The organism is Sphingobacterium sp. 40-24 (genome assembly GCF_001899705.1).
Classification (GTDB): Bacteria; Bacteroidota; Bacteroidia; order Sphingobacteriales; family Sphingobacteriaceae; genus Sphingobacterium; species Sphingobacterium multivorum.
This window is the reverse complement of the sequence record NZ_MKWH01000025.1, coordinates 1-17188: the sequence shown is the minus strand read 5'-3', so window position 1 is coordinate 17188 and position 17188 is coordinate 1. Positions and strand designations below refer to the sequence as shown.

Genomic DNA, 17188 nt, shown 5'->3' with positions numbered 1-17188 from the left:
GTATGAAGCTATGCCTTATTGTATCAACTTTTTAATATCTTCAAGACTATCGATCTCTGCGGCGGTCTTGTCTTTTCGCCAGCGTAATATCCTCGGAAAACGTAGCGCGACACCCGATTTATGACGTTTGCTGTATCCAATGCCTTCAAAGGCAATTTCAAAAACTAGTTCAGGTTTAACGGTTCTTACGGGGCCGAATTTCTCTAAAGAATTTTGTTTTACAAAGCGGCTAACTTCTAGAATTTCCTTGTCTGTAAGACCTGAATAGGCTTTTGCGATCGTTACAAGCTGATCGTCATCCTTTACGGCAAAAGTATAATCGGTATAATGGGCACTTCGGCGGCCACTTCCTTTCTGTGCATAAATGAGGACAGCGTCTATACTCATGGGGTTTACCTTCCATTTCCACCAGTCGCCTTTTTTGCGGCCGGCATGATAAGCGGAGTCCTTTTTCTTGAGCATAAGTCCTTCGCTGTTGACCTCGCGCGAGTTTGCCTGAATGTCTTGTAGCGCGGACCAATCTGCTGCATGTATCAAAGGTGACAGCTCTAAAGCACCTGGAGGATTTACAGCATAACACTGTTCTAGCAGTGTACGTCTGTAATTAAGAGGCTTATCGCGCAGATCGATGCCATCCAGTTCGACAATATCATAAAGGTAGACTGAAATAGGTACTTCTTCACGCAGTGACTTTGGAATGGTCTTTCGGTTGATTCGTTTTTGCAGTTCGGAAAAGTTGAGGACACCGCCGTCTCTGACAGCTAGGATTTCGCCATCAAGCACAAAATTTCCTTTCCACTGATGGAGGGCCTCGGTAATTTCAGGGAACTGCGCTGTCACGAGTTCCTCTCCGCGAGACCAGATATGTATTTCATCTTCGCGCTTGATGAGCTGGCCACGTATACCGTCCCATTTGTATTCTGCCTGCCATTCGTTGAGAGAGCCTAGGTCTTCGGGGGCCTTTTCTAAAGGATAAGCAAGGCAGAATGGATAAGGTTTGGAGCGGTTGGTATCGCTGTAAGCGCCATTGACGAGTTTGTCGAATTCTACCGCATGCGGATTCCATTCGCCCATGATACTATGCGCTACAGCGCTTGCTTCAGTGTTGGTATACTGCGCGATTGTATTGATTAATCCCTTATCGGAAACTCCCAGTCTAAAGCTGCCGCCGAGCAGTTTATTGAAAATGAAACGCTCTACGGTATTTAGTGCATTCCAGGAATGAAGGACAAAAGCCTTTTTTTGGGCTATACTGTCATCCCGGATGGCAATGATCTCGTCCATCCATTCACTCAGGCTTTTTTCGATCTGCTGTGATGGTGGTGGGAGCAGCAACGATAAGGTCTCGGCCAGATCGCCTACGGCAGCATACGATTCTATAAACAACCATTCGGGGATTCCGGTGATTTGTAAGGCCCATGTTTTAAGATCCTTGATCGCGATGCTTCGTTTTGGTCTTTTGCCGGTCATCAGGGCAAGAAACCAAAGTTTGTCTTTTTCGGAAGCCTGATTGAAAAAAGTTAAAATAGCTTCTTTTTTCGAATTGGTCTTATTGCTGCTGTCAAGCGCATGGATCAATGTAGCAAATTCTTTCATAGGCTATTCTGTGGTTTGGCTTTGAGGGTCCTCTTCATCTCCGTATTGCGTTTTAACTTCTTCGGCCTCAATACCGATTTCATTCAGATATTTGGCAAATGTTGCTGTCTGTCCGTGTGTGACATATACTTTTTCGGCAGCGCTACCACGTACCGCCTGCAATAAGCCCTGCCAGTCGGCATGATCGCTGATCGCAAAGCCGGCATCAGCGCTGCGCCATCGCCGTGCCCCACGGATTTGCATCCATCCGGAGCAGATCGCATGGGCAACATGCGGTATTTTCTGTAGAAGCTGGCTGTCCAGCAGAGCAGGCGGTAGCAGCACAATTTGATTGTCAAGCTGTTTGAGCTCCGATTTTAAATCGGCGATGCGGTAATTTGGCAATTTTATACCTGCCTGACTATAGGCTTCGTTCAGCTTGGCAATGCTGTAATGAACGTATACGGGACCCATCTCATGAACAGCGTTGAGAATGCGCTGCGATTTTCCAAGGGAATAACCGATAAACACAGAGGTTTTGTTGTTGCTCTGATTGGTTTTAATCCATGTCTGTAGGCTTTCATTTTGCGCTTCTACGGAATCCCAACGGTAAATAGGGAGGCCGAATGTACTTTCTGTAATAAGTTCATGGCACTTTATGGGTTCGAACGGCGTAGATAAACCATCGTCCTGAATCTTGTAATCGCCCGTAAAGACGACAACTTTACCTTTATGTTCCAGGCGTATCTGTGCAGAGCCAATGATATGGCCAGCTGGATGTAAGGAGACCCTGACTCCATTGATGTATACCGCTTCGTTGTAGCTAAGACCTTGAACCTGAATGTCTGGACCTATGCGACTTCGTAGGATATTGACCGTAAAATGGTGGCATAAGTATTTCTTCATTCCCCAATGGGCATGATCTGCGTGACCATGGGAGATGACTGCCAAATCAACTGGTTGCCATGGATCAAGATAAAACTTGCCCGGAACACAGTAAATACCTTTTGATGTAAAACTTATCATTATTCATTAAAACAGGGTTTCGTGGGCTAAAGTTTTACTTATTTGCTGTCTTTTCAATTTACTGTTGTCTTTGCGTATTAATGTTGGGGGTATTCAGTTAATTTTTTTAGATTTGTTAACCTTGATGCTAAGTTTTAATACACTATGATATTAATTGTCGATGATAATCCGGATAATATTTACTCTTTACAAAAATTGCTGGAATCCAAGAACTTTAAAGTTGATACCGCTCATTCTGGGGAAGAAGCTTTAAAAAAGATCCTAAAAAATAATTATGCATTAATCATATTGGATGTTCAAATGCCGGATATGGACGGCTTTGAAGTCGCCGAGAATATCGCCGGTTTTAGTAAGACAAAGGAAACACCGATCATATTTTTGTCTGCGGTCAATACAGATAAAAAATTTATTACGAAAGGCTATGATTCCGGTGGTTTGGATTATGTCACCAAACCTGTTGATCCGGATATTCTAATGCTGAAAGTCAAGACGTTTTATCGCCTTTATGAGCAGACGCAGGCATTGAAAGATGTTCAGCAGACCTTGGAGCTTGAAGTGGAACGACGAAAGCAGGCGCAGCAGGAGCTTCGGTCTAAATTGGACTATTTACATACGCTTTTGGAGTCGCTTCCTCAAATTGCATTTACTTGTGACAAGAGCGGTAATATTGATTTTGTCAATGGCCGCTGGTTTGAATTTTCTGATGATGCCACTATTTTTCCGCAGACTTACCCTGGTGACCGGCCTATCGCTGCCGCGCTTCACGGTAGCCTTCAGTCGGGTGAACCTTTGGAGATGGAAGTCCGTTTGAAAAAGACCCATTGTGGAGAGTATTCATACCAATTGTTGCGGGTGTGGCCAATCTTGCAAAATAGTGAAAGCAACTGGATAGGAACTTTCACCGATATTGACGCACAAAAGCGGGCGGAAAAAGAGAAAGATGAGTTTCTGAGTATTGCCAGTCATGAGTTGAAAACACCGTTGACAAGTATAAAGGCCTATATGCAATTGCTTGACCGCAAGTTGAAACTGGAAGAGGAAAGTGCTGAAGCAAGGTATGTTCATCGGGTGCAAGGACAAATAGATAAACTCAACAGCCTTATATCGGATCTTTTGGATCTATCAAAAATTGACAATGGGAAGTTGCTTATCAATAAAAAAGTATTCTCACTTGAGCATATGGTAAAAAGTGCGGTTGATTCCATTGTTCAGACGCATGACCAAAGCAGCATGAAGCTTATTCGAACCGGTGATATCACAGCGGTACAAATATACGGTGATGAGATCCGTCTGGAGCAGGTATTGGTTAATTTCTTGACGAATGCATACAAATATGCGGCGGGCACGGAAAAAGTCATTGTAGATTGTACGGTTGTCGACGATGCTGTGAAGATCAGTGTAATCGACTTCGGCATCGGGATACCCGTGGAAAAGCAAGCTGATGTTTTTGAGAAATTTTATCGTGTGGAAGAAACATCATTTGACTTTCAAGGGCTCGGGATAGGCCTTTACATCTGCGCCGAAATTATACGAAGCCATCAGGGAACGATTGGTGTAGAGAGTTCGGGCGAGCGTGGTGCAACCTTCTATTTTACCTTACCCTTAAATTAATTTAAGAATGCCAAATAGTAAGACACTCAATAATCTAACGTGGGGGATCGGTTTTTCATTAGTCGTACTGCTTATTAGTTCTACTGCATCATACATTGGTATACAGGAGCAAAATAGGCATCGCCAGGAGCTTGCGGTAACAAGAAAAATAATCAGCACTTCAACTAGTTTACTAGCTTCGTTACAAGGTGCTGAAACTGGAAACCGGGGCTTTCTTCTGACTGGTAAAGAAAGCTATTTAGAGCCTTTTAATAATGCCTTGGAAAGTTTGCCCAAAGAATTGCAGGAGATAGAAGCCCTCACCAAGCAGGATCCGGTGCAGAAGGTTCGAGTAGACAGTCTTGTAATTGCAGCAAAATGGCGGCTCGACATTTTAAAGGAATCAGTTGCAACGAAGAGAAGGGGCGGCGTTTTCGGCTTAGCACAATTGGATGAGAGTAAAATGGCTATGGATAAGTGCCGTGCAATTATCAAGGATATTAATCAGTATGAGGACGATAATATCGATAGGAAATCGGCTAATTTGGATAATTCTTCGTTTATCACAACCTTGTTTATTGTTATCAGTGCCTTGCTTTCTCTTATTATTACTAGCTATTTTTATTTTAGGTTACGTGCGGACTTCTTGAAGCGTGCAGCACTCGAGAAATCATTACGTGAGAAGGATGAAGGTATTTCTAGGCGCTTAAATTTGGTTCAGAAGATTACCAATCGAATCGCATTGGGGGATTATGATGTCAAGGCAGAGGAGGTCGGAGACGATGATCTCGGTGAAATTGCGAAAGCCGTCAATAGGATGTCGAAGGCGTTGAAAAAATCATTTGAACAGCTAACAGATAATGATTGGCTTCATGCGGGCTATGCCAAACTTTACACTGGATTGATGGGAAATAAGAGTGAGCAAACAATTGCTGCAGATTCCATCAAAAGTCTTGTGGATTATACCGGTGCTATCAGTGGCGCGATCTATATTTTTAACGATGACAAGTTGGAACTTTCAGGAGCATATGGTTTGGATATGCAGACACAGCGATATTTTTTGCCGGGAGAAGGCTATATTGGGCAGGTATTTGTTGACCGGGAATCTAAGACACTTCATAATCTGAATGCAACGGATTACGTGGTTAGTTTTGCCAATGGAAAGATCCATATGCAGCATATTATTTTCTTACCGATGCTGGTTGATGATCAAGTCCTGGGCGTATTGGAAGTTGGTCAGATGGATAGTTTCACTGCGGTAGAACAAACATTTTTGACTGAATGTGCCCGACAGATTGGGATTGCACTAGTTTCAGCAAAAGGAAGGGCAAAAATCCAGACATTGCTGGAGGAAACACAGGTACAGTCTGAAGAGCTATTAACACAACATGCCGAGCTTGAAAGTTTAAATACTGAATTGGAGGCGCAAACATTGCGTTTGCAGTCTTCAGAGGAAGAGCTCAAAGTGCAACACGAGGAACTGATGCAGTCCAATCAAGAATTAGAGGAACGCTCGCGATTGCTTGAAGATAAGAATTTGATGATTGCCGAACGAAATCAGGAAATTCAGCAGAAAGCCGAAGAGTTGGCGCTGAGTACTAAATATAAATCTGAGTTTTTGGCTAATATGTCCCATGAACTCCGTACACCGCTCAACTCGATATTACTGCTATCGCGTTTGCTATCGGAGAATGTAGAGGAAAACTTAAATTCAGATCAGATTGAATCAGCTAAAGTCATTCAAAGTTCAGGGACGAGTTTGTTAACCTTGATCGATGAGATTTTGGACCTATCGAAAATTGAGTCCGGTAAAATGACCTTAGATTATGCGTCGTTGGATCTGCATGATATTTTGTCCGATTTGAATAGCCTGTTTTTACCCATTGTAAAGGAGAAGGGGTTGGCTTTTAAGACGACTGTCAGTGCTAAGATCGCACCTCGCTTTGAGGGAGATCGGCTTCGCATCGATCAGGTACTCCGTAATTTGATTTCAAATGCGATTAAATTTACCAAAGAAGGCGAAGTACGTCTGGAAATCTATGAAGATCCAAGTGATCACGATCGATTGGTATTCGCTGTTGTCGATTCGGGTATTGGTATACCACTTGAAAAGCAGAAAATTATTTTTGAAGCCTTCCAACAAGCTGATGGCTCGACGAGGCGGAAGTTTGGCGGTACTGGCCTAGGACTTTCTATTAGCCGGGAGATTGCACGTTTGCTTGGTGGAGAGATCAGATTGGAAAGCGAAGTGGGTAAAGGTAGTACCTTTTTGTTCATTATTCCGAAGTCCAAAGTTGAGGTCAAAGAGATATTGACCAAGGAGCAGCAATTGGTTGAGGAGATATCTTCGGAAGTAGAAGAGGTGATTGAGATTGTTAAAGAAGATACCTATAATCCGGTCACAATTAGGATCCCCGAGGAGATTCCAGATGATCGAGATACGGTTGCAGAGGGAGACAAGGTGATTTTGATTGTGGAGGATGATGTTAATTTTGCCAAGGCACTCTTGAAATATACACATACACAAAACTATAAAGGTGTAGTTGTTGTTCGTGGTGATCATGCACTCCCTGCAGCACAGAAGTATCATCCAGCTGCTATTCTGCTCGATATTCAATTGCCAATCATGGACGGATGGGCTGTCATGGATCAATTGAAGGGCAATAAGGCTACGCGGCACATTCCGGTTCATATCATGTCTTCGCTTGAGGTGAAGAAAGAAAGTTTATTAAAAGGAGCAATCGACTTTATTAATAAGCCTGTTGCGTTGGAGCAAATGACTTCGGTATTCCAAAAAATTGAATCGGCCTTAAGCCGTTCACCGAAGAAGGTACTTATTGTTGAAGAAAATCCAAAGCATGCCAGTGCACTGTCTTATTTCTTAAGTAGTTTTAATATATCACTTGAAGTAAAAGATAATGTAGAGGAAAGTATTACTGCTTTACGCACGGCAGATGTGGACTGTGTGATTCTGGACATGGGGGTTCCTGATGAAATGGGCTACCATACGTTAGAAGCAATCAAACAACATGAGGGATTAGAGAACCTGCCGATCATTATCTTTACAGGCAAGAACCTGTCTAAGGCTGAAGAGTTGAAAATTAAGAAATACGCAGACTCCGTTGTTGTAAAGACGGCCCATTCTTATCAACGGATTCTAGATGAGGTCGGCTTGTTTCTTCATTTGATTGAGGTTAATAATTCAGACGACGCTAGAAGGAAGAACAATGGGCTTGGAGCTTTGACCGATGTATTGAAGGGCAAGAAGGTCCTTGTTGCTGACGATGACGTCAGGAACATCTTTTCAATAACCAAAGCATTGGAGAAATTTCAAGTGAAAGTAATTCCTGCAATGGATGGTAAAGAAGCGTTGGAAGTATTGACGTCAGGAGAACCTATTGATATTGTATTGATGGATATGATGATGCCAGAGATGGATGGCTATGAGACTATTAAGAATATCAGGCAACATGTTGATTATGCAAGATTACCAATCATCGCTGTTACGGCGAAGTCGATGATCGGCGACCGAGAAAAATGTATTCAGGCAGGAGCTTCGGATTATATCTCGAAGCCGGTAGATATCGATCAGCTCTTGTCTTTATTGCGTGTGTGGTTATATGAAAATTGAGGACAACTGATATATGGATCAGAATAAGGTAATAAAGGTAATATTAATTGTGGACGACGATCAACGCAATATTTTTGCATTGCGTTTGACGTTGAAAGCGAAGGGATATCAAGTATTGAGCAGCACGAGTGCGAGCGAGGCTATCGAGATCTTGGAGACGAATAAAGGTGTAGCGCTGATATTGATGGATATGATGATGCCTGAAATCGATGGCTATGAGGCGATTCAGCTGATCCGCAATTCGAGTTTGCTGGGCAAAATTCCAGTTATTGCCGTGACAGCGCAAGCGATGAGTGGAGACCGGGAGAAATGCTTGGAAGCTGGAGCCCAGTCGTATGTCTCGAAGCCGATTGATGTCGATAAATTGATAGGTGAAATTGAACGGTTAATCTAAATGTTGGGCTATAGTATCATAAAAGACCATGAAATAGATATTTTGCTTGAAGATATCTATCGCGACTACGGGTATGATTTTTTGCAGTATAGCCGTGCATCGATGAAGCGGAGGATTAATCGGCTTATGACGAGTGACCGTTTGGCAAGTTTTGCTGAACTTCGTTTTGTATTAAAAGACAACCCGGCATTTTTGCAGCATTTTGTTGAAGAGATTACTGTTAACTTGACCGAGATGTTTCGAGATCCCTTATTCTTTCGTCAACTGCGGGAGGAAATTCTCCCTCAATTGGGGACATATCCATTGATCCGTGTATGGATTGCAGGATGCTCCACAGGAGAGGAAGCTTATTCGATGTCCATTTTGCTAAAAGAGGCTAATCTGTATCACAAGTCATTGATCTATGCAACGGATATTAATCCTCGGGTACTCGATATTGCCCGAAATGGTGTATATCCATTGAGCCAGATAAAATCTTTTTCCGAAAATTATATAGAATCTGGAGGAAAACAGGACTTTTCGAAATATTACACAGCAAATTATGAATGGGCAAAATTCGATGCCGATCTTAAGCAAAAAATGATTTTATCTACCCATAATCTGGTGTCAGACACATCATTTAATAGCTTTCAATTAATCCTTTGTCGGAATGTTTTGATCTATTTTAATAAAGATTTGCAGGAGCGTGTTTTTAAATTATTTGACGCGAGTCTAGAAAATTTAGGATATTTGGCATTAGGTAGTAAAGAAACCATACGATTTTCAGGTATTCAGCATAACTTTACAGCTGTAGGGGATCAAAAAATTTGGAAAAAACTTTATACCTTATAGGGGATTGCAGGCAGGCATGAATCTTTTGTGCCTCATGTAAAACAATGACGGTATATATAAACTATTTTATATGAGTAAAACAAAAACGGTGTTGATATTTGAGGACGATACCATTATTTTGGAGGTTATAACGGTTGTTTTGACAGATTTGGGGTTTCACGTTGAAGTTTCGGAAACTTCACATGATATTATCCAAAAGGTGGAATCTGCAGAGCCCGATCTTGTTTTAATGGATAACTGGATTCCAAACATCGGTGGGGTTGAAGCAACCAGATTGCTTAAATCAGATCAGCGTTTTAGCCATATTCCCGTAATTTACGTGTCGGCAAATAACGATATTCAATCCCTGGCAGATCGTGCCGGAGCGGATGATTTTCTATCTAAACCTTTTGATTTGGAAGATTTGGAAAATATTGTTAATAAATATATTGTATAGATCAATTTAAGGTTAGACTTAAAGGCTGCAAATCTCCGGTTCTCGCAGGTTAGTTTAGTCACTGAAAGTATGCTGGTCTAGGCCAGCAGCAATTGGCTTTTGATCTATTATGTATTTGGTAAAAATGTATCGGTGATCTGACTACCAGGTATTTAGACCTTCCTGTAAAATAGTGTTATAGGTCTCCACGTTGAATTTATAGAGATCAGGAGCTTTATGGGCTCCGCCTTTCCGCTGTTCGTCAAGTTTTTGGAGGATACCCATATTTTTCATTTTACGATAAAAATTGCCACGATTAAGTTTCTTACCAAGCACTGTTTCATAGAGTCCTTGCAGGTCGGTCAGCGTAAACTTGTCTGGTAGCAAATTGTATCCTATTGGTTTATAAGAAAGCCGCTCGCGAAGAGTCCGGAGAGCCTTGTTGATGATTTTGCGATGATCCATGGTGATATTGAGCTCAGTGATGTCCCTAAAGTCGATCCACTGACAAGTCTCACTTAAGGAATCAGGTTGAGGAATTACGTGTTTGTAGTTTACCAGCGCGTAATAACCAATTGAAATAAATCGCTGTTTGTTCCACAATGTGTCTGGGTAATCTGCAAAGGATTGCTGGCTGCGCTGTGGGCATCCAAATACCGCAAATTCTTCCAAGAATATATCCTTCACACCTGAGCGTTCGTAAAGTACGCGTTTGACCGCCTCGTCCGTATCTTCCTCTTTCCCTACATAGCCACCAGGCAGAAACCATTCTTTATTATAATTCATTTTTAGCAAAAGGATTCTCAAGGAACCTTGGTCGAAGCCAAAGACGACGGTATCCACAGAAATGTGAGGTAGAAATTTTTCATAGCTCTCTGCTGATGCGTTAATTAGCTGTGTTCTGAAATCCATATAACTGCTGTCTTTGGGTTAATATTACAAAAAAATATCGCAATGGGAGGTATGTTGCCGGATAAAACTCGAACAATTCCTTATGCAAAAATTACATAAGGTGCTTTTTTGATAAATCAATTTGCTGGTAATTAGTTGTTTGTGTTATTTTGTTGATTTTATTTTGTAATTGAACAAAAAGATTGTACACTTGTATTGCTTCATTATGAAGCAATGTAAATAACTGATTATAACGTGTTAAGCCAAATGTTTTATTAGCCTTCAGGCGAATGTTTGACTACGAACTCATGTATTAAACGAACAGATTTTATGAATGTAAGAAACCTACTATTCGCTTCATCTTTCAGTCTATTTTTAACTTTTTCAGCACAAGGCCAAGTTTATCAAAAGATTGAGAATCAGTATGGCCCTGTTTTGGGGTATTCAACAACTTCGGGCGTGAAGATCCTAAGTATTGCTGGAAATAAATTTAAGGATCTCAATCGAAATGGAAAATTAGACCGTTATGAAGACTGGCGTTTGACAGCAGAGGAGCGAGCCAAGGATCTCGCCTCAAAATTGTCTGTTGATCAGATTGCTGGGCTTATGTTGTATAGCAGGCATCAAGCTTTACCGGCACCGGCCTTTGGATTTATGGGAGGCACTTATCAAGGAAAAAACTATCAGGAAGGTCTAGTTTCACCTTGGGCTCTGACCGATCAGCAGCGTGAGTTTCTGGAGAAAGATGGGCTGAGGCATGTCCTGTTGACAGCAGTAAAAGATCCGGAGACCGCTGCCCGCTGGAATAATGAGTTGCAAGGTTTTGTGGAAGGCTTGGGATGGGGGATTCCGGCGAATAATAGTTCCGACCCACGTCATAATGCTGTTGTCAGCGCAGAGTTCAACGCTGGGGCAGGGGGGCAAATTTCAATGTGGCCGGATGGGCTTGCGATGGCGGCGACATTCGATCCAGCTATCGTCAAACGTTTTGGGCAAGTAGCGGCTTCGGAATATCGATCCTTGGGCATCACGACGGCATTATCACCACAGATAGATTTGGGTACCGAACCGCGTTGGTATCGTATCGGTATGACTTTTGGAGAGAGTCCCGAGTTGACAACAGCGATGGCTAGAGCTTATATCGATGGTTTTCAGACATCAAGTGGAAAAGACGAAATTGCCTTAGGCTGGGGCTATAAGAGTGTCAACGCTATGGTGAAACATTGGCCCAGTGGTGGGCCAGAGGAAGGTGGTCGGGACGGCCATTGGGCTATTGGAAAATTTGCGGTATATCCAGGGGATAACCTGAAGCAACATATTATGCCATTTGTCAATGGAGCTTTCCAATTGGCTGGAAAGACGAGCAAGGCAGCCGCAGTTATGCCTTATTATACGATTTCTTTTGGTCAGGATAAGAAAAATGGTGAAAATGTGGGAAATGGTTATAGCAAATATTTGCTTACAGACTTGCTGCGTGGTACTTACGGTTACGATGGTGTGATCTGTTCGGACTGGTTGATTACGGGGGATGAAGCACCTAAGCCTGATGGATTTGCAGGCAAACCCTGGGGGGTAGAACAGTTGTCGGTGGCAGAGCGCCATTATAAGGCATTAATGGCAGGCATAGATCAATTTGGTGGCAATAACGATAAGGCTCCTGTATTGGCCGCTTATGAATTGGGCGTGAAAGAGCACGGACAGAAATTTATGCGGCAACGGTTCGAGGCTTCTGCCAGAAGGCTTCTGTTGAATATTTTCCGAGTAGGACTATTTGAAAATCCCTATTTGGATGTCAAGCAGAGCCAAGCTACCGTTGGAAATCCGCTCTATATGAAGGAGGGCTACGAGGCACAGGTAAAGTCAGTTGTTTTACTAAAGAATAGTGATCAGCAATTGCCTATTCGTGGACGGAAGAAAGTTTATGTTCCGAAGATGTATAGGGCAGCAATGAAAGATTGGTGGGGAAACTATACACCGGCACGATTGGAATACCCTGTCAATATTGATCTCTTGCGGAAATATGCAGATTTAACCGATAACCCTAGTGAAGCTGACCTTGCAGTTGTGTTTGTACAGAGCCCGATCAGTGCCGAAGGTGGATATAGCGAAAGAGATCGCAAGAATGGTGGAAATGGCTATGTTCCGATTTCCTTGCAGTATGGCACTTATACAGCCTCAGATGCACGAGCGGAGAGTATTGCCGCAGGTGATCCTATAATCGATCCATCGATTAAGAATAGGTCTTATAAGAATAAAATGGTGACTGCTGCGAATGTGATGGATCTTCAAACGATATTGGATACGAAGGATATGATGAAGGGGAAACCTATTTTGGTGTCTGTGACAGCAAACAAGCCCATGGTATTTGCCGAGTTTGAAAAGGAGGTATCAGGTATTATCCTAAATTTTGGTGTATCAACACAGGCTGTATTGGATGTTATGTTTGGAAAGTACGAACCTTCCGGTCTATTGCCTGTTCAAATGCCCGCAAACATGGCTACAGTTGAGAAACAAGCTGAGGACGTGCCTTTTGACATGGAAGTCTATGTTGATCAAGCAGGACACGCCTACGATTTTGGTTATGGTTTAAACTGGTCGGGTGTCATTAAAGATAAACGCGTAGGAGAGTTTGTGAGGAAATAATAAGGGCAATTTAAAAATGAGAAGGGGAGATAGGTTCAAGCTTACGTATGTATCGTGGATATTTTGAGATTGATGTATAAAAAAAGCCCCTTTGTGTCATACAGAGGAGCTTTTAAGTACGCCAATCAGGATTCGAACCTGAGACCGTCGGTTTAGAAAACCGATGCTCTATCCAGCTGAGCTATTGGCGCGTCGTTTTCGGTAATGCAAAAGTAGACATTTGTGTTATATTTCCAAAATATCACTGACTTTTTTTTGTGGTTTTTCAATAACTGATTGCTTTTCAATAAGATTATTTTATTGATCTAGGTCAAACAAATTGAATAAAACTGCTGTTAACTTTGTGTTGTTAAACAAATAGAAAAAACATAAAATTATGGCACAAGGAAAATGGGAACTAGACGCTGCACATAGCGAGATAGAATTCAAAGTAAAACACATGATGATTACAAACGTTAAAGGAAACTTTGACAGTTTTAAAATTGATGTTGACGCCGAGGGCGAAGATTTTAAAAATGCCCTTGCGAAAGTTGTTATTGACACGGCATCGATTAATACACGTAATGAGCAACGTGATGGTCATTTAAAAAGTGCAGATTTCTTTGATGTAGAGAAATATCCAGCAATTACATTTGAAGCAACGAGCTTGGAGAATAATGAAATTAAGGGAAATTTGACAATTCGTGACGTTTCTAGACCGGTGTCTTTCGACTTGGAATTTGCGGGTATCCAAAAAGATCCTTGGGGAAATACGAAAGCTGGATTTATTGTAGAAGGCAAAATCAAACGTTCAGAATTTGGCCTTAATTGGAATGCGGCGTTGGAAACAGGAGGGGTAATGGTAAGTGACGAAGTAAAATTTAGTGCTGATATTCAGTTTATAAAAGCTCAATAAGCGCAATATATAAAATAAAATTTGGTGGGAGTGTGAAAATTCGTACTTTTGTCGCGGAGAGTTGGCAGAGTGGTCGAATGCGGCGGTCTTGAAAACCGTTAACTGTCACAGGTTCGGGGGTTCGAATCCCTCACTCTCCGCCAGGTGCAAATTTAAAGTTTTTAAAAAGCACTAAAAAATAGATAAATCCTGCAAAATCAATGATTTGTAGGATTTTTTTGTTTATGGGAATTGCTGAAATTTTCAAAAACACTCATAATTTTTGTGGCAAATTCGTGGCACATTGAGTTTCTGCAAAAATGTGCCACAAAATGCCACATTGAAAACTGAAAAAATCTTTGGTTCGACATTTATAACCCTTAAAAAGTTTGATTATGTTAGAACAAAGTTATGGGCTATCCTTCTTTCTGAAGAGCCCAAGAGAAAAAAGCCGAACTATCCGCCTAGTCTATGTTCGAATTACGGTGGATGGAATTTCAAAAGAATGTTCCACTAAAAGACAGTGGGATGTTACAAGATGGAACCAAAAGGAAGAAAAAGCCATTGGTACCAAAGAAGACGCTAAGGAACTAAATTTCTTTTTAGATTCATTTAGAACAAAGATTAATAGCCATCGGACAGAACTGCTGAATAATGATAAGCTAATTACTGCCGCCGATCTTATCGATTTTGTGAATGGGAAGTACAAACGTCATAACTCCGTATTAGAAGAATTTCAGGAACATAATGAGGAGATTGCTGCATTAGTGAAAACTGGAGAGTATTCTGATGGAACACGTGAAAGATATGTTACTGCCCGTTCACATGTAGCAGAGTTTATTAAATTTAAATACGGGCGAGAAGATCTTTCGTTTCCTGCATTAAACTATGAATTCGTAAAAAATTACGAATTATACCTAAAAACTATCAGAAAGTGTTCGAACAATACCTCTTTGAAATATATTAGTAATTTTAAGAAGATTGTACTCCGGGCCGTTGCAAAAGAGATTATCCCTAAAGATCCATTTAAACTTTTCTCAGGTAAAAAAAATAAAGTGAAAAAGAAACCTTTGACAAAGCAAGAATTACAACGGATAGAAGAGAAGGTATTCTCTTCAAACAGATTAACAGTAGTTCGGGATATATTCGTTTTTCAATGCTATACTGGATTATCTTATATTGATGCATTTCAATTAAAATGGACGGAAATTAAAGAGGCTGATGATGGCAGCATGTGGATTATGTCAAGTAGACAAAAGTCTAAATCTGGTACTGATATTCCCTTGCTTCCAAAAGCCCTTGAAATAATGGCAAAATATAACAATGATCCAGACTGTATAAAAAGGGGAAGAGTTCTTCCTGGCCGTTCGAATCAAAAGATGAACGAATATTTAAAAGAAATAGCTGACCTATGTGAAATCTCAGAAACACTAAATACACACAAAGCGCGAAGAACATTTGCAAGTACTATCACTTTAAATAATGGGGTTTCTATACATGTTGTTAAAGAAATGCTTGGTCATTATTCTGTTCAGCAGACAGAAGAATATGCAATAACTGAACAAGAAGCTATTGCACGGGAAATGAAAAAGTTAGAATCAACACTTCAGAACAGGAGTGATGGCTCAGCGAATTTAAGAACACTTCTTTTGGCACTTGAAAAAGAAATAAATCATTTGAAAAATTTAGATCAGTTAATTAAGTAAATCAGAAGGATAACTTTTAGATCTTGACACTTTTATCAAATTTAGTTTTGATAATTTGAATTTATCATGTTAATATTTAAAATTTAGCAAGAATTAGAAAGTTTTTAATAGATTAGCATTTTATGAAAAAGTGTTTAAGTACCTGTAATAAATTAATACATTTATTATCTCTCGCTTTAACTGTATAATTTTCTGAAATTTATGGAATTAATAACCGAATTTATAAGACAATACAATAAAGAATACGACTATTATCAAAAGTTAGCACAAATCATTTGTAATAAAATAGAAGATCAACTATTCAAAAGAGGTATCAAAGCTATAGTTTCTTTTAGGGCTAAAAAACCGGAGCGGCTCCAAGACAAACTTATAAAAAGAAATGAGGAAAAGAATTATGAAAATATTTCTGAAATTTATGAGGATATTGTAGACTTAGCAGGTATCAGAGTATCATTGTATTTTCCTTCTGAAAGAGATCTTTTAGATGAAATAATTAACGAAATTTTCGAGGTTAAAATAACAAAAGTTTTTCCGAATAATACCCATACTCCTAAATATACAAAGAGATTTTCAGGTTATTGGGCCACACATTACAGGGTTCAATTAAAAGAAGAGGCTTTGATCAATAGATATCAGAATACATTAGCAGAAATTCAAGTAGCATCGGTATTAATGCATGCTTGGTCTGAAGTTGAACATGATCTAGTATATAAACCATATTCCGGGGAGCTTTCAAAAGAAGAATTAGCAATACTTGATGAAATTAATGGATTGGTGTTATCAGGTGAAATTGCATTGGAAAGATTACAATCTGCAATGGCTGCAAGAACTGAAAAAGCTTCTATAATCGAGGATAGATATGAATTAACAAATTATATTTTTAATAAGTTTAAAAATAATGAAAATGTAAAATATGGGAATACGTATTTAATCAATAATTTCTTAAAAAATGATGTAAATTTTGATAAGAAAATTTTAGACGAATATTTAAATCTAGTAAATCTTGATGACAAAGAAACTATCTCTAATCAATTGTTGGATATTGTTATAAATGATCAGAGCTTTACTGAAAATAACATGTGGAAAAATTTTATTTCTAATTTAAATTTGTCTAAGACTTCTTCAAATAATTTTGAAAAATTTATAAAATATTGGACTTTGCTTGATGAAAGTTCTTCGTACTTAACAACAGATGTTCTTAATAAAGAAAGCGATCCGACTAAGGAAACAAAAACAACTTTAAGTAATCGAAAATTTAAGTATTTGGGAAAAAAATTTGAGATTCTTTTAGATCGTAAAATAATATCTCCGAGGCAACTTGAGCAAATTATTCATTTAAGGAATTTAAGAAATGATATTGTTCATAACTTTAATGCCCCTAACTTGACGCATAGAGATTATGAAAATATAAAAAATATAACATCTTATTTAATAGAAAAAGTAGAAGATAAAGAAGAAAGGGAAAAGCTTGAAAGAGAATTGAAATCTTTATAAGTATAAGCAAGCCTAAATTCGAAGTTATCGTTTTTAGGCTTTTTTTAACTAGGGGGGAGTGTAACACCAACTGTGTCATAGGGTTAAAACTTAAAAACCTCTTTCGAGCTTGAGCCTA

General features: G+C 39.9%; 12 protein-coding genes and 2 tRNA genes. 10 read left to right on the top strand and 4 right to left on the bottom strand.

Annotated features, from left to right (window positions below; translation table 11 throughout):
- Nucleotides 1–15: 15 nt before the first annotated feature.
- A complete protein-coding gene (locus BGP15_RS09600; protein WP_286769351.1) occupies nucleotides 16–1596 on the bottom strand; it encodes an ATP-dependent DNA ligase in 1581 nt (526 codons plus the stop codon).
- Nucleotides 1597–1599: 3 nt separating this feature from the next.
- A complete protein-coding gene (locus BGP15_RS09595) occupies nucleotides 1600–2601 on the bottom strand; it encodes a ligase-associated DNA damage response exonuclease (RefSeq protein ID WP_286769350.1) in 1002 nt (333 codons plus the stop codon).
- A 144-nt stretch (nucleotides 2602–2745) separates the two neighbouring features.
- Between BGP15_RS09595 and BGP15_RS09590 the strand changes: the two genes are divergently transcribed.
- The 5 genes from BGP15_RS09590 (at nucleotide 2746) to BGP15_RS09570 (ending at nucleotide 9483) form a co-directional block, all read left to right on the top strand.
- Complete coding sequence (locus tag BGP15_RS09590; protein WP_115048486.1) at nucleotides 2746–4212, top strand: hybrid sensor histidine kinase/response regulator; 1467 nt, start codon at nucleotides 2746–2748, stop codon at nucleotides 4210–4212.
- A gap of 7 nt (nucleotides 4213–4219) precedes the next feature.
- On the top strand, nucleotides 4220–7822 hold the full coding sequence (locus BGP15_RS09585; RefSeq protein ID WP_286769349.1) for a response regulator: 3603 nt from the start codon (nucleotides 4220–4222) through the stop codon (nucleotides 7820–7822).
- Between the two features lie 13 nt (nucleotides 7823–7835).
- The gene (locus tag BGP15_RS09580; RefSeq protein ID WP_286769348.1) at nucleotides 7836–8216 is read left to right on the top strand and encodes a response regulator; all 381 of its coding nucleotides are present in this window, start codon (nucleotides 7836–7838) and stop codon (nucleotides 8214–8216) included.
- Nucleotides 8217–9047: a CheR family methyltransferase gene (locus BGP15_RS09575; protein WP_286769347.1), complete on the top strand. Its 831-nt coding sequence runs from the start codon at nucleotides 8217–8219 to the stop codon at nucleotides 9045–9047.
- Nucleotides 9048–9117: 70 nt separating this feature from the next.
- Complete coding sequence (locus tag BGP15_RS09570; protein WP_070566459.1) at nucleotides 9118–9483, top strand: response regulator; 366 nt, start codon at nucleotides 9118–9120, stop codon at nucleotides 9481–9483.
- A 141-nt stretch (nucleotides 9484–9624) separates the two neighbouring features.
- Here the strand turns inward: BGP15_RS09570 and BGP15_RS09565 are convergent, their stop codons facing one another.
- A complete protein-coding gene (locus BGP15_RS09565) occupies nucleotides 9625–10374 on the bottom strand; it encodes an NUDIX hydrolase (RefSeq protein WP_112374665.1) in 750 nt (249 codons plus the stop codon).
- Between the two features lie 309 nt (nucleotides 10375–10683).
- Here BGP15_RS09565 and BGP15_RS09560 point away from each other — a divergent pair, with 309 nt between their 5' ends.
- Nucleotides 10684–12996 (top strand): glycoside hydrolase family 3 protein, encoded by a 2313-nt coding sequence (locus BGP15_RS09560; RefSeq protein WP_286769346.1) that lies wholly within the window; start codon nucleotides 10684–10686, stop codon nucleotides 12994–12996.
- 117 nt (nucleotides 12997–13113) lie between these two features.
- Here the strand turns inward: BGP15_RS09560 and BGP15_RS09555 are convergent.
- A tRNA-Arg gene (locus BGP15_RS09555) sits at nucleotides 13114–13187 on the bottom strand.
- Between the two features lie 185 nt (nucleotides 13188–13372).
- On the opposite strand from BGP15_RS09555, the gene BGP15_RS09550 reads away from it, so the two are divergent.
- The 4 genes from BGP15_RS09550 to BGP15_RS09535 all read left to right on the top strand — a co-directional run bounded on the left by BGP15_RS09550 (nucleotide 13373) and on the right by BGP15_RS09535 (nucleotide 17070).
- On the top strand, nucleotides 13373–13891 hold the full coding sequence (locus BGP15_RS09550; protein WP_046676084.1) for a YceI family protein: 519 nt from the start codon (nucleotides 13373–13375) through the stop codon (nucleotides 13889–13891).
- Between the two features lie 55 nt (nucleotides 13892–13946).
- Nucleotides 13947–14034, top strand: a tRNA-Ser gene (locus tag BGP15_RS09545).
- A 231-nt stretch (nucleotides 14035–14265) separates the two neighbouring features.
- A complete protein-coding gene (locus BGP15_RS09540) occupies nucleotides 14266–15576 on the top strand; it encodes a site-specific integrase (RefSeq protein WP_286769345.1) in 1311 nt (436 codons plus the stop codon).
- Nucleotides 15577–15777: 201 nt separating this feature from the next.
- A complete protein-coding gene (locus BGP15_RS09535) occupies nucleotides 15778–17070 on the top strand; it encodes a GTP pyrophosphokinase (RefSeq protein ID WP_286769344.1) in 1293 nt (430 codons plus the stop codon).
- The last annotated feature ends 118 nt before the right edge of the window (nucleotides 17071–17188 follow it).

Bases quoted from the DNA above. Each gene is read 5' to 3' on its own strand.
- BGP15_RS09600 (WP_286769351.1), bottom strand. From the start codon at position 1,596: ATGAAAGAATTTGCTACATTGATCCATGCGCTTGACAGCAGCAATAAG.
- BGP15_RS09595 (WP_286769350.1), bottom strand. From the start codon at position 2,601: ATGATAAGTTTTACATCAAAAGGTATTTACTGTGTTCCGGGCAAGTTT.
- BGP15_RS09590 (WP_115048486.1), top strand. From the start codon at position 2,746: ATGATATTAATTGTCGATGATAATCCGGATAATATTTACTCTTTACAA.
- BGP15_RS09585 (WP_286769349.1), top strand. From the start codon at position 4,220: ATGCCAAATAGTAAGACACTCAATAATCTAACGTGGGGGATCGGTTTT.
- BGP15_RS09580 (WP_286769348.1), top strand. From the start codon at position 7,836: ATGGATCAGAATAAGGTAATAAAGGTAATATTAATTGTGGACGACGAT.
- BGP15_RS09575 (WP_286769347.1), top strand. From the start codon at position 8,217: ATGTTGGGCTATAGTATCATAAAAGACCATGAAATAGATATTTTGCTT.
- BGP15_RS09570 (WP_070566459.1), top strand. From the start codon at position 9,118: ATGAGTAAAACAAAAACGGTGTTGATATTTGAGGACGATACCATTATT.
- BGP15_RS09565 (WP_112374665.1), bottom strand. From the start codon at position 10,374: ATGGATTTCAGAACACAGCTAATTAACGCATCAGCAGAGAGCTATGAA.
- BGP15_RS09560 (WP_286769346.1), top strand. From the start codon at position 10,684: ATGAATGTAAGAAACCTACTATTCGCTTCATCTTTCAGTCTATTTTTA.
- BGP15_RS09550 (WP_046676084.1), top strand. From the start codon at position 13,373: ATGGCACAAGGAAAATGGGAACTAGACGCTGCACATAGCGAGATAGAA.
- BGP15_RS09540 (WP_286769345.1), top strand. From the start codon at position 14,266: ATGTTAGAACAAAGTTATGGGCTATCCTTCTTTCTGAAGAGCCCAAGA.
- BGP15_RS09535 (WP_286769344.1), top strand. From the start codon at position 15,778: ATGGAATTAATAACCGAATTTATAAGACAATACAATAAAGAATACGAC.